The sequence below is a fragment of the Ralstonia flatus genome (assembly GCF_958439105.1).
Taxonomy (GTDB): Bacteria; Pseudomonadota; Gammaproteobacteria; order Burkholderiales; family Burkholderiaceae; genus Ralstonia; species Ralstonia flatus.
In genome coordinates this window covers 606,466-628,023 of sequence record NZ_CAUDLI010000003.1, presented here as the reverse complement: position 1 = coordinate 628,023, position 21,558 = coordinate 606,466, and the positions used below count along the sequence as shown (strand labels likewise).

The following is a 21,558-nucleotide window of genomic DNA, read 5'->3' as shown; positions in this document are numbered from 1 at the left end:
GCTTACTTGCTTGCTGCCGTCTTGCTCAGCGTGGCTCCGCTGGCAGAGGCGGTCTGGATACGGGCGGCACCCACGCTCGCTGCAGTGGAATTGCATTGCGCCGGCACGCGATAGGCCGACGGGTTTGCCGGATCGAATCCATCGGTGAGCGTGCACAGGAAATGCACAAGATCGCTCATTTCCTGGTTCGTCAGCGACGGCGCGGTGCCTGGGTTGTAGGGCACTTCGGCCACGTTCACGTTGGCATCGAAGCCAACCGGCAGATCGTTGTACGGCACATCGGGCGTGCCATCGGCCTTGACGTACCAGCGGCCCGGGTCGGTATCGCGCGTGATGTACCACGCCACCACCTGATCAAGCGTCTGGAACACGCCGTTGTGGAAATACGGTGGCGTCAGCGCGATGTTGCGCAGCGTCGGCACTTTGAACTTGCCGCACGTCGACCCACCCACGCGGAAGTCGGTACGCAGCGGCCCGCACATGCCCAGGTCGTAGTAGCTGTAGTTGGGATTGCCCAGCGCCACGCCGTTCTTCGGCACGTACGGCAGCGGGGTGCCTTCCTGGTTGGCGGCGATGCTCCAGTTGCGCGGGATACCGACGTTGTCGTACGTGAAATCGGTAAACAACGCCGGCGTGCTGCCCTTGCCCGTCGAGATATGGCAAGCGTTGCAGTTTCCCTTGGTCGGGTTGTTGAACAGCAGCAGGCCGCGCGTCTCGGCATCCGTCAGCGTTGTCTTGCCGGCGAGGTAGGCGTCGAACTTACTGTCGAAGGTGTGGAAGCTCGGGTCTTCACTCTGGAATGCTGCCAGCGCGCGACCGATGCTCTGCATGGCCGTCGCACTGTTCTGAATGCCGGCCTCGGTGAACACCGCCGTGAACTGATCGAGGTAGGGGCGCGTCAGCAGCGTCTTCAGCACGTCGTCTGCCGAGGCGTTGGCCATCTCGAATGCATTGGTGAACGGCTGCTGCGCCTGATCGGCCAAGGATGCCGAACGGCCATCGCGGAAGAAACCGCCGGAAGCCTTGCCGGTACTGTCGACCTTGAAGTTCGGTGTGAACGACGCGTAATTGAGCGATGGTGAGTTTCGCAGGCCGGGCAAATCGGAATTCGGCCCGCCGATCGACACAGCCAGGTTGTTGGGATCGGTAAAGCCGCGCGACGGGTCATGGCACGACGCGCAAGACTGCTTGCCCGAGGCCGAGAGCGCCTGATCGAAAAAGATCTGCTTGCCCACCTGCGCCATCGGCGACAGCGTCTCGGCCGATGTCGACGCGGGCGACGACGAACTGGCGCCGCCGTCCCCACCGCCGCACGCCGTTAGCAATGTCGCCACGAGCAACGAAGCCGCACGCCACGACGCCCCCGCCAGCCTGCAGGTGCGACGGGCTTCCCCTCCACTTTTTTTGTCTTTCATTTCCCTGGCGCGGCAGGCTCTGGGGCCTGCTCAAGCGACTCGATTAATAGTAATAGGAACAATTCGCGTTCGCATTCTAAGGGAATCGTCAGGGGAAATCACGCGCTTTGTGCTGGTGGCGGTGGGCACCCCAGAAGTGAATCTCGCCCCGTTCTTGAAATCGTAATACCCCGTCCCTATAATTAGCACTCGCCGGACAGGAGTGCTAACAATGTCTCCAGTCCCCGATGCTTTCCCGATGCGCCGCGTTCTGCGGCGCGTTTTGTGAATAAACACTCACTTTGCATTGAGGAGTTGTGTATGAACCTGCGTCCTTTGCACGACCGCGTGATCGTGAAGCGCCTGGACAACGAAACCAAGACCGCTTCGGGCATCGTCATCCCTGACGCCGCCGCTGAAAAGCCGGATCAAGGCGAAGTGCTGGCCGTCGGCCCAGGCAAGAAAGACGACAAGGGCAATGCGATTGCGCTGGACGTGAAGGTCGGCGACCGCGTGCTGTTCGGCAAGTACGCCGGCCAGGGCGTCAAGGTGGATGGTCAGGAAGTCCTGGTCATGCGCGAAGAAGACATCATGGCCGTGGTGCAAAAGTAAGCACGCGCTCTGCCGCATCGCTTACCCGTAACCCAATCCTCATTGCCGGCGCCGCTGACTGAGCGCGCGGGCAACATCCAAAGATCTCGGAGATTCTCAAGATGGCAGCTAAAGACGTAGTGTTCGGCGACGCCGCACGTGCCAAGATGGTCGAAGGCGTGAACATTCTCGCCAACGCAGTGAAGGTGACCCTGGGCCCGAAGGGCCGCAACGTGGTGCTGGAGCGCAGCTTCGGTGGCCCGACCGTGACGAAGGACGGTGTGTCGGTCGCCAAGGAAATCGAGCTGAAGGACAAGCTGCAGAACATGGGCGCGCAAATGGTCAAGGAAGTCGCTTCCAAGACCAGCGACAACGCCGGTGACGGCACCACCACCGCAACGGTGCTGGCCCAGTCGATCGTGCGCGAAGGCATGAAGTACGTTGCCGCCGGCATGAACCCGATGGACCTGAAGCGCGGCATCGACAAGGCAGTGACGGCCGCCGTCGAAGAGCTGAAGAAGATCAGCAAGCCGACGACCACCAGCAAGGAAATCGCTCAAGTTGGCGCCATCTCGGCCAACAGCGACGAATCCATCGGTCAGCGCATCGCTGAAGCCATGGACAAGGTCGGCAAGGAAGGCGTGATCACCGTGGAAGACGGCAAGTCGCTGGCCGACGAGCTGGACGTCGTGGAAGGCATGCAGTTCGACCGCGGCTACCTGTCGCCGTACTTCATCAACAACCCGGAAAAGCAAGTTGTCCAGCTGGACAACCCGTTCGTGCTGCTGTTCGACAAGAAGATCAGCAACATCCGCGACCTGCTGCCGGTGCTGGAGCAAGTGGCCAAGGCTGGCCGTCCGCTGCTGATCATCGCTGAAGACGTCGAAGGCGAAGCCCTGGCAACGCTGGTGGTGAACAACATCCGCGGCATCCTGAAGACGGCTGCTGTGAAGGCTCCGGGCTTCGGCGACCGCCGCAAGGCCATGCTGGAAGACATCGCCATCCTGACGGGCGGCCAGGTCATCGCTGAAGAAGTCGGCCTGACCCTGGAAAAGGCAACCCTGAACGACCTGGGCCAAGCCAAGCGCGTTGAAATCGGCAAGGAAAACACCACGATCATCGATGGCGCAGGCGATGCCCGCAACATCGAAGCCCGCGTGAAGCAAGTGCGTGCGCAGATCGAAGAAGCGACCTCGGACTACGACCGTGAGAAGCTGCAAGAGCGCGTGGCCAAGCTGGCCGGCGGTGTTGCCGTGATCAAGGTTGGCGCTGCCACCGAAGTCGAAATGAAGGAAAAGAAGGCCCGCGTGGAAGATGCTCTGCACGCAACGCGCGCTGCCGTGGAAGAAGGCATCGTGGCTGGTGGCGGTGTTGCACTGCTGCGTGCCCGTGCACTGATCTCCGGCCTGAAGGGTGCCAACGCTGACCAAGACGCCGGTATCAAGATCGTGCTGCGCGCCATGGAAGAGCCGCTGCGCCAGATCGTCACCAACGCTGGCGACGAGGCTTCGGTTGTGGTGTCGAAGGTCATCGAAGGCAAGGGCAACTACGGCTACAACGCCGCCACCGGCGAGTACGGTGACCTGGTGGAAATGGGCGTGCTGGACCCGACCAAGGTGACCCGCACCGCGCTGCAGAACGCCGCTTCGGTCGCTTCGCTGATGCTGACGACGGATTGCGCCGTGGCAGAACTGCCGAAGGACGATGCAGCTCCGGCAATGCCGGGCGGCATGGGTGGCATGGGCGGCATGGACGGCATGATGTAATTTGCCGTACCGGCCCTGGCCCGGCCATCCTTCGGGATGGCTGTTCCAAACAAAAAACCCCGTGGGTGCGAGCCCGCGGGGTTTTTTGTTGGTCGCTTTGTTAAGACGGTGTTAACGCAGCCAGGCACTCGGCTTCGCTACAATCGGCCCACCCGCGAGCCTCAGCGTCCTCAAGTCTCGATGATCTCGATGAGCGTCCTGAAGCGGGGCACGACAACAACTCAGGGAAGGGAATACAGATGAACGACATCGCACGCGAGTCCGTCCTGGGCAGCGCCCCGGGTGGCCCCCTGCAGCTGCACCGCAACCCTTGCGGCTGCGCTTTATCGGCAGCGGCTCGGAGTACTTCCGCATCTGGATCGTCAACCTGCTGCTGACCATCGTCACGCTGGGCATCTACTCGGCCTGGGCGAAGGTGCGCACGCTGCAGTATTTCTATCGCAACACGCAACTGGCGGGGTCGAGCTTCGATTATCACGGCAGCCCGATCGCCATTCTCAAGGGCCGCGCGATCATCTTCGTGTTGGCGTTTGCGTTCAACCTGCTCGGTCATTCGTCGCCGCTGCTGGGGCTGGCGCTGCTGATCGTGATGGCTGCGGCGTTTCCGTGGCTGCTTGTACGCTCGCTGCGTTTCCGCATGGCCAATTCCAGCTACCGCGGCCTGCGCTTTGCCTTTACGGGCAACGATGCAGAGGGTTACATGGTGTTTCTGGTGTGGCCGATCTTGAGCGTGCTGTCGCTGTACCTGCTCGCACCGCTGGCGCACCAGCGCTTCAAGCGCTTCCAGCACAAGAACACCCGCTTTGGTACCGCGCAGTTCGATTTTTCCGGTACGCCGGGCAACTTCTATGGCGTGTATCTGCGCACCTTCGGGCTGGCGATACTGGCGTTCGTGGTGGCCTCCTGCCTCGCGCTGCTGCTGGGCGTGTCGTTTCACCGCGCGCCGGGCGTGGGCCAGATCTTCGGCTTCATCGTCATCGGCCTGTTCATGTATGCCGCGATGCTGTTCCTGACGCCGTATTTCCTGTCGCGCCTGCAAAACGTGGTGTGGAACCACACCACGCTGGGCGCGCATCGCTTCCAGAGCCAGGTGGGTGCGGGCAAGCTGTTCTGGATCTTCGTGTCCAATGCGGTGCTGATCCTGATCACCATCGGTCTGTTCACCCCGTTTGCACGTGTGCGCACGGCACGCTACAAGGTCGACTCGGTGACGATGATCGCGGCCGGTTCGCTCGATACTTTCGTTGCCGGTGAAACCACCAACGTGGGCGCCCTGGGCGACGCGACGGTGGACTGGTACGACATCGATATCGCGCTGTAAACGCGCGGCAAGGCAAGGGCACCCGCTGTGATTCTCGCGACCTACTTCGACGGCCGTACTTCGCGCGCGCAACCCGTGCGCCTTGCTGTCGAGGCGGGCGAGGCGGTGCTGTTCGAGCCTGAAGGCACGGTGCTGCGCCGCGCGCCGCTCTCTACGCTGCGGGTGTCGGAGCGCGTCAAGCATGCACCGCGCTTGATCACCTTCGAAGACGGCGCGTTTTGCGAGATCAACGACCCGGCGGAGCAGACCTCGCTGAATGCGCTGCTGCATCGCACCGGCTATCGCGAGGGCTGGGTCGTGCTGGCGCAGAACGGCTGGAAGCTGGCGCTGGGCTCGCTGCTGGCCATGGTGGTGGTGCTGGCGCTGGGGTATCGCTACGGCTTGCCGTGGGGTGCGAAGGTCGTAGCCAATATGGTGCCGCAGCGCGCCGAGGCGCAGCTCGGGCGCAGCACGCTCAAAGCCATGGACGAGCGCTGGCTCCGGCCGAGCAAGCTGCCCGTTGCGCAGCAGGACCGCATCCGCGCACGGTTTGCCGCGCTGCACCGGCCGCCACAGGCCACGCACACATATCACATCGTGTTTCGGGATGCCGACATCGGCGCGAATGCCTTTGCGCTGCCCGGCGGCGACATCGTCGTGACCGACGCGCTGGTCAAGCTGGTGGGCGAGGGCGATGGCCTGACGGGTGTGCTGGCGCACGAGGCGGGTCACGTTGAATATCGCCACGGGTTGCGGCAGGTGATTCAGTCGTCGGCCATTGGGGCAACGGCGGCGCTGCTGTTTGGTGATGTCTCGACGATCCTGTCAGGCGTGCCGGCGGCGCTGCTGACGCTGCGCTATTCGCGTGACTACGAGCGCGACGCCGACCGCTATGCCGCGCTGCTGCTGCAGGAGAACGGCCTGTCTGTCGGCGCGTTTGCCGATGTGCTGCAGGCGCTGGAAGACACGCATGGCGGCACGCGCAAGGCAGAGGCCGCGAAGAAGCCCGAGGCTGCCAGCGATGACGATGCCTCGGCATTCTTCTCGTCGCACCCGCTTACGCGCGAGCGCATCGACACGCTGCGCCGCTTCGACCGCACGCACGGCGGCAGCGACAGCGGCGAGGCCGACTGACGGGAGCAGGCAGCTTCAGCGGAACGTCCAAAACCGGTGCAGCACAAAGGTCAGCGGCGGCACCGTCGACAAGATGCCCGCCAGTCCGGTCCAATAGCTCAAGCCCAGCGTCTGCGCGCACCACGAAATTGCCAGCGTCAGCGCCAGGCCCAGCAGCGAGACGGCGTAGAAACGCAGAAAGTTGGCGCGCGCCGGCTTGGCCGAAAAACTCCACAGGGCATTGAGCAGGTACGAGCACACATTGGCGCACACAAACGCCGCGCCGTTGGCTGTGACCTGCGTTGCCGAGACGCCGCTGATGAGCGCCGTGGCAATCGCCACATGCACGCCGGTGGCGACGACCCCTGACACCCCAAAGCGGAACACGCGGATCAGCAACATGCGATCCGGCAGCGGCAGCACGCCGGCCAAGGTGCTCATGACGCTCGATTCTGCGTGTCGCATGATGTGTCTCCGGTTGGCATCAACGCCGTGCGGCGTGGCTGCGCTGGCGTTCTCCTTGCGGCTGGCGCGGGCGAGCGCTGGCAATCGGAATCACTTGCCGGTTGTTAGTGCTCGGTACGCGGGTGCGCGGGCGGCGCTCCTGATAGCGGCGCTTGACCAGGTAGATGGGGCGGCCCTTCGCTTCGTCATAGATGCGGCCGACGTATTCGCCGATCATTCCCAGGCCGATCATCTGCAGCCCGCCGAAGAACAGCATCAGCGACAGCTCCGAGGCGTAGCCCGGCACCACCACGCCGAAGATCATCGTGCGCAGGATGATGAATGCGCCATAGCAGAACGCTAGCGCAGCAACGAGCGCACCGAGATACGTCCAGCTACGCAACGGCAGCGTGCTGAAACTCGTGATGCCTTCCAGCGCGAAGTTCCACAGCCGCCAGCCAGAAAATTTTGACGTGCCCGCGCTGCGTTTCTCACGCTCGTACTGCACGATGACTGTGCTGAAACCGACCCAGGCAAACAGGCCCTTCATGAAGCGGTGCCGCTCCGGCAGTTGCTTGAGCGCGTTGACCACGGCGCGGTCCATGAGCCGGAAGTCGCCCACGTTCTCAGGCAGCTTCAGGTCGGACAGGCGATTGTGGATGCGGTAGTAAGCGGCGGCTGTCACGCGCTTGAGGAACGAATCGCAGGCGCGGTTGGCGCGCTGCGCCAGCACAACCTCGGCGCCTTTGCGCCAGTGCGCCACCAGCGTGGGGATCAGCTCCGGTGGATCCTGCAGGTCCGCATCGATGGGGATGACGGCATCGCCAAGTGCTTCGTCCAGGCCTGCGGTCAGTGCCGCTTCCTTGCCGAAATTGCGGGTCAGGTCGACCACGCGCACGCGGGGGTCGGCATGCGATACGGCGACGAGCTTGGCGAGCGTGTCGTCTGCACTGCCATCGTTCACGCACACGATCTCGAACTGCATGCTGTCGATCGATTCCAGGATCGGCACCACGCGGGCAAAGAACAGGTGCAGCGCATCGCCTTCGTTGTAGAACGGTACGACGAGGGAAAGCAGTGGCGCGTCGTGTGGGTCTTGATGATTCGGTTGCATGACTTCCCCCCAAGGTGTGATGTTTCCACGGCAGACTCTTGTGGTCTGTCCGTGTCTACTGGCTAAGCGTTGCGGGCTGCGTGGCGCTTGCCCGCGGGCTTGTTTGCAGCGGCGAGGCGAGCGGCGCGTCCTGCACGGCTGCCCGGCGTACAACCAACACCGCCATGGCAACGAACACAAGCGGGCCAATCTGCGGCAGCTTGCACAAAGGATTGACGAACTCGAACAGCGGCAGCAGCCACGCCAGCACCAGTACGAACCGTTCCCTCCCGGACAACCCAAATCGTGTGCCGTGGCTGACGACGCCCGCGACTGCGACGAGCAACCAGGTGAGCTCGTACGCACGCAGGTACGGCGAGGTCAGCATCGTGGCCGTCGCCAGCATGGCGACGCGCAAGCCGATGTCGGAGGTGCGGCGCCAGACGTACACCAGTGCACCGACAGCGATGATGGCTGCAGTCACCTGAATGGCGTGTGCTACCGAGACACCCAGGCCAGCCGCGCGCGCGGCGGCGAGGAAGGTCGGCATCACGTACCACGATGCGCCGCCGTCATCGATCATGTTGGCTTGCGCCCAGCGCACGCTCTCAAGGAAGGCCGGGACCGTCTTCCAGCCGCACACGGCAATGCTGACGCCTCCAAATGCCAGCACCGTGGCCGCCGCGCTGGCGAGGGTCCTCCACACACGTGAGACGAGCAGCACGATCGGAAAGAGCATCGCCAATTGGGGCTTGATCGCCAGCAGGCCGATGGCCACACCGGCCAGCACCGGTCGTTTGTCTTGCCATGTGACTGCCATGGCGGCCAACCCGGCAGTGAGCATGGAATTCTGACCCATCAACACCGTTACGAACACCGCCGGCGAGCCCACTACCGTTACCCAGGCACGGTGATGCGGCAGTACGCGATTGCCCAGCAGGCCGAGCGTCGCTTTCGCATAGAAGAAACCGGTGGCCAGCATGAACACCAGATAGCTTGGCCAGAAAGACAGCAGAGCCAGCGGCAGCACCACCAGCAGGAAGGTCGGCGGATACAGCCATGGCAGAAGCCTGTCGCTGCCAGAGGCCAGCGTGCCGAACTGATGGATGACCGCCATCATGCGGTCGAGGTCGTACGCCTGCAGCGTGCCATCGTGGAGGGCAATGTATGAAGCGCCCCAGAACACCGAGAAATCCGACCCCACGCCGGTGATGCGCCGGTCGGTAAAACCATCGCTCACCCAGGCGCCGATTGAAAAAAGGGCAAGGATGAGCAACAGCATCGTCGTGCTGCCCACGCGCACGGTGTCCGCGTTGATCCAGTGGCGCTGCGGCTTGATGGCTTGGCTCGCGTGGTGATGGTGCATGGTCTTCCCCTGGTGCATCGCGTCAGTTGGCGAGCCGCGGCGGCACGTATGCGCCGTAGTACGGGCCCGATCCGCCGCCGCTGTTCACGACCCGTTGATTGGCGGTGAAGTGGCCTTCGATATAGGACTTGTTGCCATGCTTGACCACGCTGGTAATGACGAACCCCGCAAAGGCATAAACCGGTGACGTCGCCCCTGGTGAGAGCGTGGATACCACCGGCATGGTGACCGTGATGGGGTAGCTGATCGCGTCATATACGCTGGCCTTTACCCCATTCGAAATATTGATGTTGCTGCCGATGCTGACGGGCGTCGGGTTGCCGCTGGTCACGAGGCTCTTCTCGGTGCTGGCATCCGTTGCGCCACCGAAGCCTGTCCACTCGCCGCTGGCGCAGGTCGCGCTGCCCGGGGGGTAGCTGGAGTTGATGTCGAGCACATAAGGTTGTCCCGTGGATGGGTCATTCAACGGCTGGCCCGTGCTGGAGTTCCAGTACAGATCGAACAGGCACTTGTTCAGCGCAACCGGGAACAGCGCTCCGGCGTTTGCCGTGCCCGGTGCGGCAATCACCGCCACGGCAGATGCCTGCACGCTTGCAGCGGCACCGTTGAAGATCGACGCGAGCCACGTGCCGACCGGTCCGCCGTTTTTCCCGCTGCTGCGGCTGATGGTGACCTGCACGGCCGGCACGTCGTTCGCGCCCGGCGTGATGGTCTGAGCTTGCAACCCGGCGGGCGAGCCGGTGAGGTTCCAGTAGCCGGCCTGGACCGAGCCGTCTTTGAGCGCGGCACCGCTGGAAGCGTTGAGCTTGATGGCGCTGGTGCCTTGCGACACACCGTTGCTCCAGTTCGGCTTCGGATTTGCCGGATAGAGGCCCGCGGCGCCCGCGAGGGCCGCCGCATCGGCAGCGTTCTGCAGTTCATTGCGGATCACGTACAGGTAGCCCAGGTCGACCGCTATGGCGCCGATCGACAGGATGACCAGCATCAGCACGGGCGCCATTACACCAACGACGCCACGCTGGCGCCGCGTGCAGGTTCGATATGTCTTGATGTTCATGGCAGGCCTCGTATCAGGGCGGGCTGTATGGGCTGCTGTTCATTCGCACAGCATGGTCGTCTGCGAGTTCAATGAGATCGAGCCCGTAAACGGTGCCAGTGCCTTGGCCAGAGCCAGACCGGTGAACGAGTACGACACTGTGACCGTGAGCGGATTGCCAGATCCGGCGCATGGGGTGACCGAAGCGACCGTGCAGTTGGCGGCGCTGCCGAACGTCACCAGCCGGTTCTGGCAATAGCTGGTGGCAACCCCCTGGACCTGGCTGTTGGTTCGCGCGGGAGACGTGAAGGCAACGCCGTAACGTGCGGCTTCGCGGGCGGCGTTCGTGATGACAGCCTTGTCGTACAGCGCGATACCGAATTCGACCACGCCGAAGATGGTCAGCAGCAGGATCGGAAAGATCAGCGAGAACTCAACGATGGCCGCGCCTCGCATCCGGTGTGCGCGGACTGGGCGGACTGGAGGGCAGCTTGCCGGACCGTGACAGTTGACTTGATGAGTGAACGGACGCATGGCGATCTCCTGAACAGGGGCGACGCTAGTTGTTGATGACCGAGCGAAGGCCCGCCATGATCTGGATGCCGGCCGGACCAAGCAGCACCACGTAGAGCGCGGGGAACAGGCAGAAGATCAACGGGAACAGGACCTTGGTGCCGATCTTGGCGGCCCGTTCCTCTGCCAGCATCTGGCGCTTCGTGCGCAGCATGTCGGAGTGCACGCGCAGCGATTCGGCGACGCTGGTTCCGAAGCGGTCGGCCTGGATCAGCATCGCGACCAGCATGCTGACGTCTTCCACCCCGGTGCGTGCCGCGAAGTTGCGCAGTGCTTTCTCGCGGGCCAGGCCGGCGCGCAGTTCCAGCGTCAGCAGTTCATACTCGTGCGCCATGGCAGGCCGGGCGTCACGCATGTCTTCCACCACCCGCAGTACGGCGGCGTCCAGGCCCAGACCCGCTTCCACACACACCATGATGAGGTCGAGGCTGTCCGGAAAGGCTTCGAAGATGTCGCGCTTGCGGCGCTTGATCTTCATGGCCAGCACGACGTTGGGCAGGTAAAAGCCGCAGAGCGCGCCCGCAAGCAGGGCGGCGAAGTAGGCCGTTTCATGATCGGCATCGAACCGGCGCACCAGCAGTAACGACAGCACAAGGGGGATGCCAGCGGCCAGCGCCGTCTTGATGCCGAAGTAGATCGGCACGGCCTCCGGCGAGCGCCAGCCGGCATGTACGAAGCGCGCCTTGAGCGCTGAATCTTCCCAGCCCTCCTTGGGTAGCGACGCGCGTGCGAGAGGCTTGGCGAGGCGCCCCAACTTGCGCAGCCAGTCCGACGGCGCCTGCTTGGAGACGAGGCCCGGCGACTCGCGGTCGATCTGCCCCAAGCGTTGTTGCAGGATGGTCGGGCGCACGACAAACAGCGCGATGAGCACGGCGCCAAACACGACGATGAACGTTCCGGCGAGCAATAGGGTGTGCGCGATCTGCATGTGCGTTCGGGAAGAGTCTCCCGCCTCCGGGTAGCGTTGTGCCTGATCGGTCAGATATGGATGCGGACGATCTGCCGGATCCACAGCATGCCCAGGCATGTCATGGTGATGGCGAACCACAGCAGACGAATCCCTGCATCGGTGGTCCACAGCGTCGACATCAACTCAGGGTTCAGCAGGTAGATCGCCAGGCCCATGACGGGCGGGAGCAAGGTCAGGATCCAACCGCCCAGGCGGCCTTCGGCAGACAGCACGCGAACCTTGTCCAGCAACTGCAGGCGCTTGCGAATCAGTTTTCCCACGTTGTCCAGGATCTCTGCCAGGTTGCCGCCAGATTCACGCTGGATCAGGATGGCGATGACGAGGTAGCGCAGGTCATCCACCGGAACGCGGTCGGTGAGCCCCGCAAACGCGTCGTTCATCGAGACGCCAAAGTTGATCTGGCTGAAGACGATGGCCAGTTCCGCTCCGATGGGGGCGGGCAACTCGGTCCCGGCCATCTCGAGTGCTGCGGGCAGCGAGTGACCGGCGCGCAACGCGCGGCTGATGAGGTCCGTGGCTTCGGGCAACTGCGCTTCCAGCTTGAGAAGGCGCCGAGTACGACGATGCATGACATAGAGCGCAGGCAAGGATGCTCCGGCGAGCACGAACACCAGCAGCGTCATCGGGGGCGGGTCGAACAACGAGAAAACGATGGCGATCATTGCCGGCACCATCAGCGTCAATGCAAAGAAGCGCGAGACAGACCAGTCCAGGCCGGACTGCAGCAGTCGACGGTCCAGCGTCTGGATGCGTGGCAGTCGGCTGAGCATCGCCGCCACTTCCGGGGACTCACTCAGCATGCGCTGCTTGAGGATGCTGTCGGTACCTCCGTGGCTGACACTGCTGGCGAGTGCCATCTTCAAGCGGTGGCTGAAACGCCGTGCCGCAGAGCTGTGCCGGCTGTCCCACCACAGATAGACGGCCAACACGGCCAGCATCATGGCGATGAAGACCGACAGCGCAAAACCGATCACAAGCGGATCCATGGCGGCACTCCTCAGATTTCGTGCAGGACGGCTGGGTCGTAGAGCGTTTCCGGCAGCTGGATGCCAAACATCTTCAGGCGTTCCGAAAACTTGGGCCGCACGCCGGTGGCGCAGAAGTGACCCCGGATGCGTCCGTCCTGGTCGATGCCTTTGCGGCGGAAGGCGAAGATCTCCTGCATGTTCACCACCTCGCCTTCCATGCCGGTGATCTCCTGCACGCTCATCAGCTTGCGAAAACCGTCGGTCAGGCGCGAGACCTGCAGCACCACCGTGAGTGCCGAGGTGATCTGCTGGCGCATCGTGCGCGGCGGCAGTTGCATGCCAGCCATGCTGATCATGTTTTCCAGGCGGGTGAGTGCATCACGCGGTGTATTGGCATGGATGGTGGCGAGCGACCCCTCATGTCCAGTGTTCATCGCGTGCAGCATGTCGAGCGCCTCCGCGCCGCGTACTTCGCCCAGGATGATGCGGTCGGGGCGCATGCGCAGCGCGTTCTTCACCAGGGCGCGCTGTGTGATCTCACCACGGCCTTCGATGTTGGCCGGGCGTGTTTCCAGACGCAGCACGTGGTTCTGACGCAGTTGCAGTTCAGCCGCGTCTTCAATGGTGACGATGCGCTCGTCCGGCGGGATATAGCCCGAGAGAATGTTCAGCAGCGTGGTCTTGCCGCTGCCCGTGCCGCCCGAAATCAGGATGTTCAGCTTGGCCTTGACCATCGCGTCGATCAACTGCGCCATGGCCGGCGTAAGCGTGTTGAAGCCAACGAGGTCGTCAATGGTCAGAGGATTCACCGCAAAGCGGCGGATCGACAGCAACGGGCCGTCGATTGCCGATGGCGGAATGATGGCGTTGATGCGGGAGCCATCAGGCAGGCGCGCATCCACCATCGGGCTTGACTCGTCGATGCGGCGTCCGACTCTCGATACCATTTTCTCGATCACGCGCATCAGATGCGCATCGTCGAGAAACGTCACGCTGGTCAGCTCGAGCTTGCCGCGCCGCTCCACATAGACGCGCTTGTAGGTGTTGACGAGGATGTCGGAGACGGTGGGGTCTGCCAGCAACGTTTCGAGCGGGCCATAGCCGAGCATCTCGTCCTGCACGTCGTTCACCAGGCGGCGGCGCTCGGCCTCGTTGAGTTGATGCTTGCCTTCGTCGACGATGCGTTCCACCAGTTGGGCCAGCTCACGCTTGATCTGATCGGGTGCGAGTTGCTGCAGACGGCCCAGCTCCACGCGGTCGATGATGATCTGGTGGACGTCCATGGCGACTTGCTGATAGGCGGGGCTGGCCGGCATGCTGGCGCCATTTGCTTGCGCAACGCGCTGTGGCAGGGCTTCGCCGGCTTGCTGGAAGAGTTGTTCTCGCAGGGACATGATGCGCTCCACGTGGTCGTGACGAGTGTGGTGTGTGGGCTATGCGCGAACGGGGGCCGGCACCTGGCTTGCGTGGCGGAACAGCTTGCGCAACAGCCCGTCGCGCCGGTGCTGTGAGCCCGGAAACAGTTGACGCGCCATGTCTGCCAGCGCGCGGGCGATCGGGCTGTTCTCCGCCAGCTGCAGCACCGGCATGCCTTGCGTGGTCGCGTCACGCACGGGCCCCGGGTCGTACGGCAGGATGTGCGCTACCGGCATGCCAAAGGCGCTCTCCATCATGTTTTGGCTGATGGGCATGTGCTTGTCGTACTGATTGACGACCAGTCGCAGGCGTTCTGCGCGATAGCCCAGCGAATGGCAGATCTCCATCAGTTTTCGGCCAGCGCGCAGATAGGGGAGGCTGAGATGCAACACGGGGTAGATCACGTTGCTGTGATCGAGCACGACGATGGAGGCCGGATTGATGTCCTGCCCGACATCGAAGACCACCACGTCGTACATCGATGCAGCCAGAGCCAGGATGCGCTCGAGGTGCGTTGCCTTGATCTCTCCGCTCTTGATCGGGTCTCCTGCGCCGGCCAGCACATCAAAGTCCTGCGAAACGTGGGTGAGACAAGCGTCAAGCAAGGCTGCGTCGAGCCGATCGATCTGGTTGCACACATTGGCCAGCGTGGCCGGCGGCGATTGATCGGTGAGCAGAAAGGCGGCGTCGCCATATTGCTGACAGAGATCGATCAGCAGCACGCGTTTGCCGTGGCGGGCGCTGAGCACGTGGGCGAAGTTGGCAGCGATGAATGTCGTGCCACTGCCGCCGCGGCACGAAAGGAACGACACCACCTGTCCGTCATTGTGCGAGCTGGAGAGGGCGTGGCTGGTGCAACGCTGCACCTCGTCGCGAAACTCCTGCGCTTCAGGCGGCCACGGCAGCACGCATTGCACACCGGCACGCATGGCGCGCATCAGCAGGTCTGCTGACGGTGCTTCGGTCAGGAGCATGCACAGCGTCTCGGGGTGCTCGCTGGACAGTCGGCGCAGTTGCTGGAGGTCGTCGTTGCTGAAGTGGCTGGCTTCCAGGATCAGCAGGTCATTGCCCTGACCGAGGTCGGGCCGAGTGAGTGCCTGAGACGGCGTGGCGCGCGTGCGTTGCACGACGTGGTTCGCGGCCTGTGTAATCAACCCAGCCAGGTGCTGCAGGTGCGATTCGTCGGCGGATACGAGGGCGATCTTGGCCATTGCCTTGCTCCTGTAAGCCTTGCGTGGCGCGGCGATAGCCCGGTGCGCCACAGGTGAGGTCACTTGCCCATCGAGTCCAGGCTGTTGCCCGAACTGACGCCAACCGTGAACGCGCTGGCGTCTGACTGCGGCGCGCGGTACTGGGTGTTGTAGCGGTCCATGGCGGACGTTGCAGCGCGTCCGTCGACACCGCTTACCGGGTCGCTGTTCATCGAAGCATTCGGGTTCAGCGTCTGCATGACGCGTACCGTATGTACGGCTTCGCCGAAGTGCTTGTCGTAGACCGGCGTCGAGCTCATGCAGCCGGCCAAAGCCAGGGCCAGTCCGCTGCAGAGTCCGACACGCGCGAGTATCGAAATGGTGTTCATGGTTTTCTCCTTGACGATTGCTGGCGAAGGGCTTAGTTGCCGATGGCTTGCTCGCCCGTCGCTACAAAGCGCCGTGTATCGCGGGGCGCGGTACTGGCTGCGGGAGCGACCGGAGTAACAGGCGCCGCCGGCGTCGCAGGTACGTTGGTAGGCGTTGGGGCTTCGGCGGACGGTCCTGGCGCTGCGGCGGGCTGTGCGGCGGCCTTTGCCGGGTCGGCGGCGGGTGCTGCAAGTGCGGCTGGCTCGTTGGCGGGTGCCTGGACGTGGCCTTCCATGTTGCCGTTGAGGTACAGCTCGCCGCGGTTGATCGTTCCGAAGCTGTCGGTCGGAAGCGGATACTGGGCCGGCAGCGGCTTGACCAGCCGCGGTGTGACCACGAACAACAGCTCGGTCTGGTCTTGCTGGAAGCTGGTGCTGCGTGCCAGTGAACCGATGATCGGCAGCTCGCCAATGCCCGGCAGTGCTTTCAGGCTGCCCGTGATGTTGTTCTTGATAAGGCCGCCAATGGCGAAGCTCTGGCCGTCATGCACCTGTAGCGTGGTCGACGCGCGCCGTGTGGTGATGAGCGGCAGGATCGACGTGTTGTTGCTGTTGGGCGCAGTAACGGCGACACCGGTTGGTGACAATTCCGACACCTCGGGCGACACCTTCAGGTTGATGCGGCCATTCTCCATCACCGTGGGGGTGAAGCGCAGACCCACACCAAAGGTCTCTTCCTGCAGAACGATGGTGGCAACGCCGTTGGTGGCGGAGCCCTGTGCCACCGGGATGAAGACCTTGCCGCCCGCCAGGAAACTGGCCTCTTGCCCGCTGATAGCCATCAGGCTTGGTTCGGCCAATACCTTTACTAGGCCATCGCCCCTTTGCGCATCCAGCGCGAACTTGAGCGGCAAGCGGTTGGCCTTGCTGAAGGTGACGATATCGTTCGAGCCGGAGAGGAAGTTGGCGATGGCCCCGAAAGACCAGCTACCGAACGCGCCGTTCGCGTTGAATGCCGCGCCCATCTGATCGATCAGCGTCTTGGACACCTCGGCCACTTTCACTTCCAGCATGACTTGCTGGGGTGCTTCGACCGTCATCATGTTGATGATGCGCGGGCTGCGCAGCGGTGCTCCGGGGCCGGTGGTGTGGAGCTGCTGGCCGCCCTGGCCGGTCGCGTTCTGATCGCCCTCGTTGGGGCCGCGCGTGCGGCGCATGACGAAGGCGTTGGCAATGTCGACTACCTTTTGCGCCTGGACAGAATCGCTGACCGAGCCGCCAAGGACCAGGCTATCTGCGGCCGCCGACACCTGCACATTCCGGGCTTCGGGCATCAATTTGCGCAGCGTGGATTGCAGACCGCCCGGATCCGCTCCGACGGCCACGTCCACCACGCTGCACGAACCGCTGCGGCCCTGCACGATCATGTTGGTGGAGCCGACTTCCAGCCCCAGCACGTACAGCGTCTGCGGAGAGACGAGCATCGCCTGCACGACGTTCGGATTGCCGACGGTACGGCTTCGCACGGGCTCAGGCAGTTGCACCATCGTCGATTTGCCGACCGGCACCGTGACCTCGCTGTGCGAGCGCATGGGGCCTGTGCAGCTGGGGCCCTTGCTGGCCGAATCGCGGTTGGCTTCAGCGGTGGCGGGGCTGCCAATCGTGAGCTGGATTGGGCCGTTGGCCGCCATCTTCAGCGGCTTGCCAGGTGCTGCCGCATTGTTGGTCAGGATGGCGCTCTCGACGCCCACCTGGCCATGCGCCACACCCACGCACAGCACCCCCAGCGCGGCCGCTGCAAACGCCGTGCGTGTCAGGTACGGTCCGATGCAGCGCTTGGCGCCGCGATGAACGAGTCGGTCCATGACGATCCCCCAGATTGGTTGTTCTGCATGACGGGGCCGGTGCCCCATCGGACTCAGGACTCTCTTCGCGGAGCCTCTCGTCTGTTTCTTCCTTTCTTGGCGCGATGCGTGCCGATGCTCAGAAGCACTCTTGGCTGTGCTGCACGCCGTTGATCACGCCCACGCAGTTGCCTGCAGACCGACGCTCGGCTACGCGATGCGCGATCTGCACCGTCTTGACTACTGGCACCGCCACGGCTGCGGTCACGACGGGCTCTTTTAGAAGCGTGCTTTTGGTGGCCCCGGCAGTGACGTCGTGCTGTGAGTCCACTTGGTTGCGCAACACCAGCGAGAGATTGCCCACGCTGCGCGCCAGATCGATCTTCTCGGCCTGCTCCGGCGTGACTTCCAGCGTGACGGCATTCACGACCTTGGGCTTGGTGTCGTCGCGGTTGACCTCCTGGGCCACAGCCAGCACGAGAATCTTCTCCAGCACGATCTTCGAGATCGACTGGTCATTGCGATCGGCACCCGGCTTGGCTTCCCTGGAGTCCTGTTGCGTGTTGACGATGATGTCGACGTAGCTGCCCGGCAACGCGAAGCCCGCCACGCCCACAACGTCATTGACCCGTACGGTGATCGCGCGCTTGCCTTCGGCGATCACGGCTGACAGACCGCCTGCTGTGCCGACCGGCGTCAGCTTGGAGTCGAGCACCGGCTCGCCGCGCGTGAGGCTGGCGCGCACAACGCGGCCGTCCAGCGCGTGCGGATCATTGATCGCCCCCGGGGGCAGGCTGGAGGCCGGCCAGTCGACCAGCTTGACGGCCTCGGGCGACAGACGCTGGCCCAGATCGATGTCCGCTGCTGCGACGGCGATCTTGGTGATGCCGCTGCCGCTTTGCTGCGTCAGCCAGCGCGACGCGAAGGCCACCGCCGCAAGCGCGGCAATCGTGGCTATGAGCAGCATGGAAAGGATGCGCAGGTTTTTCATTTCCCAACCCCTTCTGTCAGTGTTCAATCCCACCGCCATTTGGTTCGCCGGCAGGCGGGAAGTAAGCTCGGCCGGCCATGGCGCCGGTCGGTTGCACGGTGTCGGGACGAAGGGGGCGGATGCCAGGACGGACGCGGACCGTCCGCATGGCGATGGGGCGCCGCGCTGGTCCTGGCTTGCCCAATGGTTCGACTGCATTGACGCATTTCACTTCCCCCGCGTGGGCCGCTGGTGCGCGGCCCTTGAATGCCGTGTATCTGATGCGTGCCTGGGACGTTGTTGACCGGTCTTGCCTGGCCGGTGGTCGTCAGCTGTTCGTGCAGCGCTTGGGCACGCGCCAGAGTTCCTCCCCTCGACTACATCGCTCCCCACTTCACCAGCAACGTGCCCGCGGCAAACGCAACCGCATAGGGCAACTGGATCGTTCCACCGTGCTTCGGACCTTGCCCTTCTGCATGCACGGCCTTGCTGCCGAACGGAATCGACAGCAATAGCGCCGAGACCCCTGCCGCCGAGCGGCGTGCCTCCCGGCGCAGCAGCACCATGACGAGCGCCAGTACACCGCCCGCAAGAAAACTCACCAAGGCCACATGAAAGGCACCGAACGGCCCCATGAACGCGCCGATCGCGCCCATCAGTTTCACGTCGCCCGCGCCCATGCCACCGAGCACAAAGAACCCGAAGCACAGGCCAATGCCGACGGCGGCACCGCCAAGCCAAGCTAGACAGCCTGCTCCCACGCCGATTGCCATGCCCTGCGCCACGAGGGCGCTGATCAGGCCCATGCCCACCAGCCAGTTCGGGATACGGCGGGTGCGCACGTCGTACGCGGCGGCCGTAAGCACGAGCAGAATCAGGGCGAAGCTGGCCAGGCTGAGATGGGTCGAAGTGGTCATGGCACCGGTCCCCCGGGGGCACTGATTTGTTTCCCGTCCGCGCGACGCCTTAGGCGCTGTCGGCCAGGATCGATTCGGCCGGATCAGGTCCGAATGCTCCGGACCTGACCTGGGCACACAAACACTACTCAGGCGGCGGCCGTCGACAGCTGGGTCGCGATGGTGCTCCAGATGCTGCCGACGGCAGCCTTGACGGTGGGGCCAGAGGCCACCATCACCAGTGCTACAAATGCCAGCAGCAGTGCGTATTCCACGCCGGCCGCACCGTCTTCTTCGCGCACAAAACGCTTGATCATGGCTTTCATGTCCAACTCCTTTGGTCATGGTTCAAGGAAAAGCGCACCGCTGAAGATCGGGCGCGTTTTGGCCGGGCAAGCCGGCCAGGGTCGGATCGAGGGGGTTCGGGATTTCGCGAGCGAGTGCCGGCGCCATGCCGGACAGGACCGGCACGTTCCAGTTCACTGCGCAATAGACGAGGCTCCCCCGACTTCACCGCTGCCCAGGGGCTACGCGTGTGGCAAGCCACCCGCGCTGCCTCGCCGTGCGCATCGCCGCTGGTGCGACGGTTGCGCCATGGGTGTCGCAAATCGGCTGATATGACCTTCAGCAGCCGGTTCGCGCCCGGGCGTACTGCAGAAAACAACTACCTGCGATCGTCCGGCAACCGTGCCGGTGCTTCGCAATGGGCCTGTGTTCAATGGCACTGGCCCTGTTCTGGACTTCCCCAAGACACCACTTCGGGTGCCGTGTTCTTCTTGTCGCGACTGGCGCGTCGGTCCGTCACTACACGAGGTGCTTTGAAGCGCGCCGCCCGCTTGCTTCAGTCACCATGGTGACCATGGCCGCTTCCGTTTCCGTTTCCGTTTCCGTTGTTGCCGTTGCCGTCGTCGCTGCCGCCACCGCCGGAGTGACCCGAGCTGGCCATCGACGACAACCCGGTCGCCGCCTTGTTCCAGATCGCGCCGGTCGACGTTTTGACGCTCAGACGAAAGCCGGCCATTGCCAAAGCGACGAACGTCAGCAGTAACGCGTACTCAATGCCGGCGGCCCCGATGCTCTTGCGCTTGTTTCCTGTGATCTTGGTTTTCACGTTGATCTCTCTGGAGCTTGGTCCTGGGTTTCCGGAATGGTCCGCCACTATGTCGTGCGAAACATAAGAGCGACGAGCGTGCCACTGCCGCTAAGTCCTTGATTTTCAAGGGCTGGGCAGGCATGCGAGCGTCCAGCCCAGGCAAAGGGCTGGCGCTTGTTTCCCCGGCGTCACGTGTACTTTGTGCCGCATGCGAGACAGCAAACGATGAAGCACATAGGATTTGCGCAAATACCAAACGTGAAAGTGATGCATACGTGTTGTGCGCCGCAAAAAGCCGCGGGTAAGCCCGCATCGGCGCCCACCGCCTGGTTGCGTGCATTCTTGAAACATCGGGGCCTTTGCGGGGACAAGATGCGGCGCGCTGCAGTCGTCCGGCGCGATGTGGCCGCAAGGTGTCCTGGGCCGGGTCTTGCAAGAAGAGAGGAGCGCTTTATCGGAGAGGTGGCCTACGGCGGAACGCGGCCCTGATCTCGACGCCCGATGCGCTGGCAGCCAATCCCTCGTATGGAAGGATTAGGCGCGCGACCGACATGGGTGGCGTGGCCGGGCACGTCGCAACCGTTTCAGTTCTGAAACATGGCCCGGCCCAGCAGGGGAACAACTAAGGAAGTGGGAGGGGGTTACAGCACGACCGGCCGATCGCTCAGTTCGTTCGTGCGCGGCGTGCCATCGGAAGGCGCGTGCGCGGCGAGGAGGTCGTTGATCTGCGCCAGCGCATCGAGCACCGGCGTCATGCTCACGCGCTGCGCAAAGCCGCGCGTGATGGTCTCGCAGATGGTGCGCCACGCGTGAGCGTCCACCTTGGCGGCGATACCGTGGTCGGCCAGGATCTCGACCGCGTGGTCGGCCAGGTTGATGTACAGCAGCACGCCCACGTGCTCGCGCGTGTTCCACACCTCCAGCAGCCCGAACAGCATGCGGGCGCGGTGACGCGGCGACACACCGGCCCACGCGTCGCGCACCGGCAGCGAGCTTTCGATGACGACACGCACTTCGCCGCGATGGCGTTGTTCGCCTTCTCGCACGGCGGCTTCGAGCTTTTGCAGATCGGCTGGCGGAAACGCGCGCCTGGCATGCGACGAAGTCGTCAGCAGGTGGGTGAGGGCACGGCGTGCGCCGTAGTGGTGTCGGGTCTTGGAAGCCATG

The 21,558-nt window shown here is 63.7% G+C and carries 21 protein-coding genes; 4 read left to right on the top strand and 17 right to left on the bottom strand.

What is annotated here, in order from left to right:
- Nucleotides 1-2: 2 nt before the first annotated feature.
- On the bottom strand, nucleotides 3-1,415 hold the full coding sequence (locus tag R2676_RS09975; protein WP_206275730.1) for a cytochrome-c peroxidase: 1,413 nt from the start codon (nucleotides 1,413-1,415) through the stop codon (nucleotides 3-5).
- 300 nt (nucleotides 1,416-1,715) lie between these two features.
- Between R2676_RS09975 and groES the strand changes: the two genes are divergently transcribed.
- From groES to R2676_RS09955, 4 genes are all read left to right on the top strand, one after another.
- On the top strand, nucleotides 1,716-2,006 hold the full coding sequence (gene groES, locus R2676_RS09970; RefSeq protein ID WP_009238929.1) for a co-chaperone GroES: 291 nt from the start codon (nucleotides 1,716-1,718) through the stop codon (nucleotides 2,004-2,006).
- A 101-nt stretch (nucleotides 2,007-2,107) separates the two neighbouring features.
- Nucleotides 2,108-3,751, top strand: coding sequence for a chaperonin GroEL (groL, locus tag R2676_RS09965; RefSeq protein ID WP_009238928.1), 1,644 nt, complete (start codon nucleotides 2,108-2,110; stop codon nucleotides 3,749-3,751).
- Between the two features lie 316 nt (nucleotides 3,752-4,067).
- Entirely contained in the window at nucleotides 4,068-5,072 is a 1,005-nt protein-coding gene (locus tag R2676_RS09960) for a YjgN family protein (protein ID WP_206275784.1), read from the top strand.
- A gap of 27 nt (nucleotides 5,073-5,099) precedes the next feature.
- Complete coding sequence (locus R2676_RS09955) at nucleotides 5,100-6,185, top strand: M48 family metallopeptidase (RefSeq protein WP_316887248.1); 1,086 nt, start codon at nucleotides 5,100-5,102, stop codon at nucleotides 6,183-6,185.
- Nucleotides 6,186-6,200: 15 nt separating this feature from the next.
- Here R2676_RS09955 and R2676_RS09950 read toward each other — a convergent pair whose 3' ends face one another.
- The 16 genes from R2676_RS09950 to R2676_RS09875 all read right to left on the bottom strand — a co-directional run bounded on the left by R2676_RS09950 (nucleotide 6,201) and on the right by R2676_RS09875 (nucleotide 21,557).
- Entirely contained in the window at nucleotides 6,201-6,629 is a 429-nt protein-coding gene (locus R2676_RS09950; protein ID WP_206275728.1) for a GtrA family protein, read from the bottom strand.
- A 19-nt stretch (nucleotides 6,630-6,648) separates the two neighbouring features.
- Complete coding sequence (locus tag R2676_RS09945; protein ID WP_206275727.1) at nucleotides 6,649-7,722, bottom strand: glycosyltransferase family 2 protein; 1,074 nt, start codon at nucleotides 7,720-7,722, stop codon at nucleotides 6,649-6,651.
- 55 nt (nucleotides 7,723-7,777) lie between these two features.
- Nucleotides 7,778-9,067 carry a glycosyltransferase family 87 protein gene (locus tag R2676_RS09940; protein ID WP_206275726.1) on the bottom strand — a complete coding sequence of 430 codons (1,290 nt, stop codon included), beginning with the start codon at nucleotides 9,065-9,067 and terminating at the stop codon, nucleotides 7,778-7,780.
- 22 nt (nucleotides 9,068-9,089) lie between these two features.
- Nucleotides 9,090-10,124: a TadG family pilus assembly protein gene (locus tag R2676_RS09935; RefSeq protein WP_206275725.1), complete on the bottom strand. Its 1,035-nt coding sequence runs from the start codon at nucleotides 10,122-10,124 to the stop codon at nucleotides 9,090-9,092.
- A gap of 39 nt (nucleotides 10,125-10,163) precedes the next feature.
- Nucleotides 10,164-10,559, bottom strand: a complete 396-nt coding sequence (locus R2676_RS09930; RefSeq protein ID WP_316857086.1) for a TadE/TadG family type IV pilus assembly protein — start codon at nucleotides 10,557-10,559, stop codon at nucleotides 10,164-10,166.
- Between the two features lie 103 nt (nucleotides 10,560-10,662).
- Nucleotides 10,663-11,604 carry a type II secretion system F family protein gene (locus R2676_RS09925; protein WP_206275723.1) on the bottom strand — a complete coding sequence of 314 codons (942 nt, stop codon included), beginning with the start codon at nucleotides 11,602-11,604 and terminating at the stop codon, nucleotides 10,663-10,665.
- Nucleotides 11,605-11,654: 50 nt separating this feature from the next.
- Nucleotides 11,655-12,632, bottom strand: a complete 978-nt coding sequence (locus R2676_RS09920) for a type II secretion system F family protein (protein ID WP_206275722.1) — start codon at nucleotides 12,630-12,632, stop codon at nucleotides 11,655-11,657.
- 11 nt (nucleotides 12,633-12,643) lie between these two features.
- Nucleotides 12,644-14,008 (bottom strand): CpaF family protein, encoded by a 1,365-nt coding sequence (locus tag R2676_RS09915; protein ID WP_012761315.1) that lies wholly within the window; start codon nucleotides 14,006-14,008, stop codon nucleotides 12,644-12,646.
- A gap of 39 nt (nucleotides 14,009-14,047) precedes the next feature.
- Nucleotides 14,048-15,241, bottom strand: coding sequence for an AAA family ATPase (locus R2676_RS09910; RefSeq protein WP_206275721.1), 1,194 nt, complete (start codon nucleotides 15,239-15,241; stop codon nucleotides 14,048-14,050).
- 59 nt (nucleotides 15,242-15,300) lie between these two features.
- Nucleotides 15,301-15,609, bottom strand: a complete 309-nt coding sequence (locus tag R2676_RS09905; protein ID WP_206275720.1) for a hypothetical protein — start codon at nucleotides 15,607-15,609, stop codon at nucleotides 15,301-15,303.
- Nucleotides 15,610-15,641: 32 nt separating this feature from the next.
- Nucleotides 15,642-17,453 (bottom strand): type II and III secretion system protein family protein, encoded by a 1,812-nt coding sequence (locus R2676_RS09900; RefSeq protein ID WP_206275719.1) that lies wholly within the window; start codon nucleotides 17,451-17,453, stop codon nucleotides 15,642-15,644.
- Between the two features lie 118 nt (nucleotides 17,454-17,571).
- Nucleotides 17,572-18,423 (bottom strand): Flp pilus assembly protein CpaB, encoded by an 852-nt coding sequence (gene cpaB / locus R2676_RS09895; protein WP_206275718.1) that lies wholly within the window; start codon nucleotides 18,421-18,423, stop codon nucleotides 17,572-17,574.
- A gap of 356 nt (nucleotides 18,424-18,779) precedes the next feature.
- The gene (locus R2676_RS09890) at nucleotides 18,780-19,319 is read right to left on the bottom strand and encodes an A24 family peptidase (protein ID WP_206275717.1); all 540 of its coding nucleotides are present in this window, start codon (nucleotides 19,317-19,319) and stop codon (nucleotides 18,780-18,782) included.
- A 128-nt stretch (nucleotides 19,320-19,447) separates the two neighbouring features.
- Nucleotides 19,448-19,624 (bottom strand): Flp family type IVb pilin, encoded by a 177-nt coding sequence (locus R2676_RS09885; protein ID WP_009238912.1) that lies wholly within the window; start codon nucleotides 19,622-19,624, stop codon nucleotides 19,448-19,450.
- 515 nt (nucleotides 19,625-20,139) lie between these two features.
- On the bottom strand, nucleotides 20,140-20,409 hold the full coding sequence (locus tag R2676_RS09880; protein ID WP_206275716.1) for a pilus assembly protein: 270 nt from the start codon (nucleotides 20,407-20,409) through the stop codon (nucleotides 20,140-20,142).
- A gap of 623 nt (nucleotides 20,410-21,032) precedes the next feature.
- Nucleotides 21,033-21,557, bottom strand: coding sequence for a TPM domain-containing protein (locus R2676_RS09875; protein ID WP_206275715.1), 525 nt, complete (start codon nucleotides 21,555-21,557; stop codon nucleotides 21,033-21,035).
- Between the last annotated feature and the right edge of the window lies 1 nt (nucleotide 21,558).

Bases quoted from the DNA above. Each gene is read 5' to 3' on its own strand.
- R2676_RS09875 (WP_206275715.1), bottom strand. From the start codon at position 21,557: ATGGCTTCCAAGACCCGACACCACTACGGCGCACGCCGTGCCCTCACC.
- R2676_RS09930 (WP_316857086.1), bottom strand. From the start codon at position 10,559: ATGCGAGGCGCGGCCATCGTTGAGTTCTCGCTGATCTTTCCGATCCTG.
- R2676_RS09885 (WP_009238912.1), bottom strand. From the start codon at position 19,624: ATGAAAGCCATGATCAAGCGTTTTGTGCGCGAAGAAGACGGTGCGGCC.
- R2676_RS09915 (WP_012761315.1), bottom strand. From the start codon at position 14,008: ATGTCCCTGCGAGAACAACTCTTCCAGCAAGCCGGCGAAGCCCTGCCA.
- R2676_RS09920 (WP_206275722.1), bottom strand. From the start codon at position 12,632: ATGGATCCGCTTGTGATCGGTTTTGCGCTGTCGGTCTTCATCGCCATG.
- groL (WP_009238928.1), top strand. From the start codon at position 2,108: ATGGCAGCTAAAGACGTAGTGTTCGGCGACGCCGCACGTGCCAAGATG.
- R2676_RS09945 (WP_206275727.1), bottom strand. From the start codon at position 7,722: ATGCAACCGAATCATCAAGACCCACACGACGCGCCACTGCTTTCCCTC.
- R2676_RS09940 (WP_206275726.1), bottom strand. From the start codon at position 9,067: ATGCACCATCACCACGCGAGCCAAGCCATCAAGCCGCAGCGCCACTGG.
- groES (WP_009238929.1), top strand. From the start codon at position 1,716: ATGAACCTGCGTCCTTTGCACGACCGCGTGATCGTGAAGCGCCTGGAC.
- R2676_RS09890 (WP_206275717.1), bottom strand. From the start codon at position 19,319: ATGACCACTTCGACCCATCTCAGCCTGGCCAGCTTCGCCCTGATTCTG.
- R2676_RS09950 (WP_206275728.1), bottom strand. From the start codon at position 6,629: ATGCGACACGCAGAATCGAGCGTCATGAGCACCTTGGCCGGCGTGCTG.
- R2676_RS09900 (WP_206275719.1), bottom strand. From the start codon at position 17,453: ATGGACCGACTCGTTCATCGCGGCGCCAAGCGCTGCATCGGACCGTAC.
- R2676_RS09975 (WP_206275730.1), bottom strand. From the start codon at position 1,415: ATGAAAGACAAAAAAAGTGGAGGGGAAGCCCGTCGCACCTGCAGGCTG.
- R2676_RS09935 (WP_206275725.1), bottom strand. From the start codon at position 10,124: ATGAACATCAAGACATATCGAACCTGCACGCGGCGCCAGCGTGGCGTC.
- R2676_RS09925 (WP_206275723.1), bottom strand. From the start codon at position 11,604: ATGCAGATCGCGCACACCCTATTGCTCGCCGGAACGTTCATCGTCGTG.
- cpaB (WP_206275718.1), bottom strand. From the start codon at position 18,423: ATGAAAAACCTGCGCATCCTTTCCATGCTGCTCATAGCCACGATTGCC.
- R2676_RS09910 (WP_206275721.1), bottom strand. From the start codon at position 15,241: ATGGCCAAGATCGCCCTCGTATCCGCCGACGAATCGCACCTGCAGCAC.
- R2676_RS09905 (WP_206275720.1), bottom strand. From the start codon at position 15,609: ATGAACACCATTTCGATACTCGCGCGTGTCGGACTCTGCAGCGGACTG.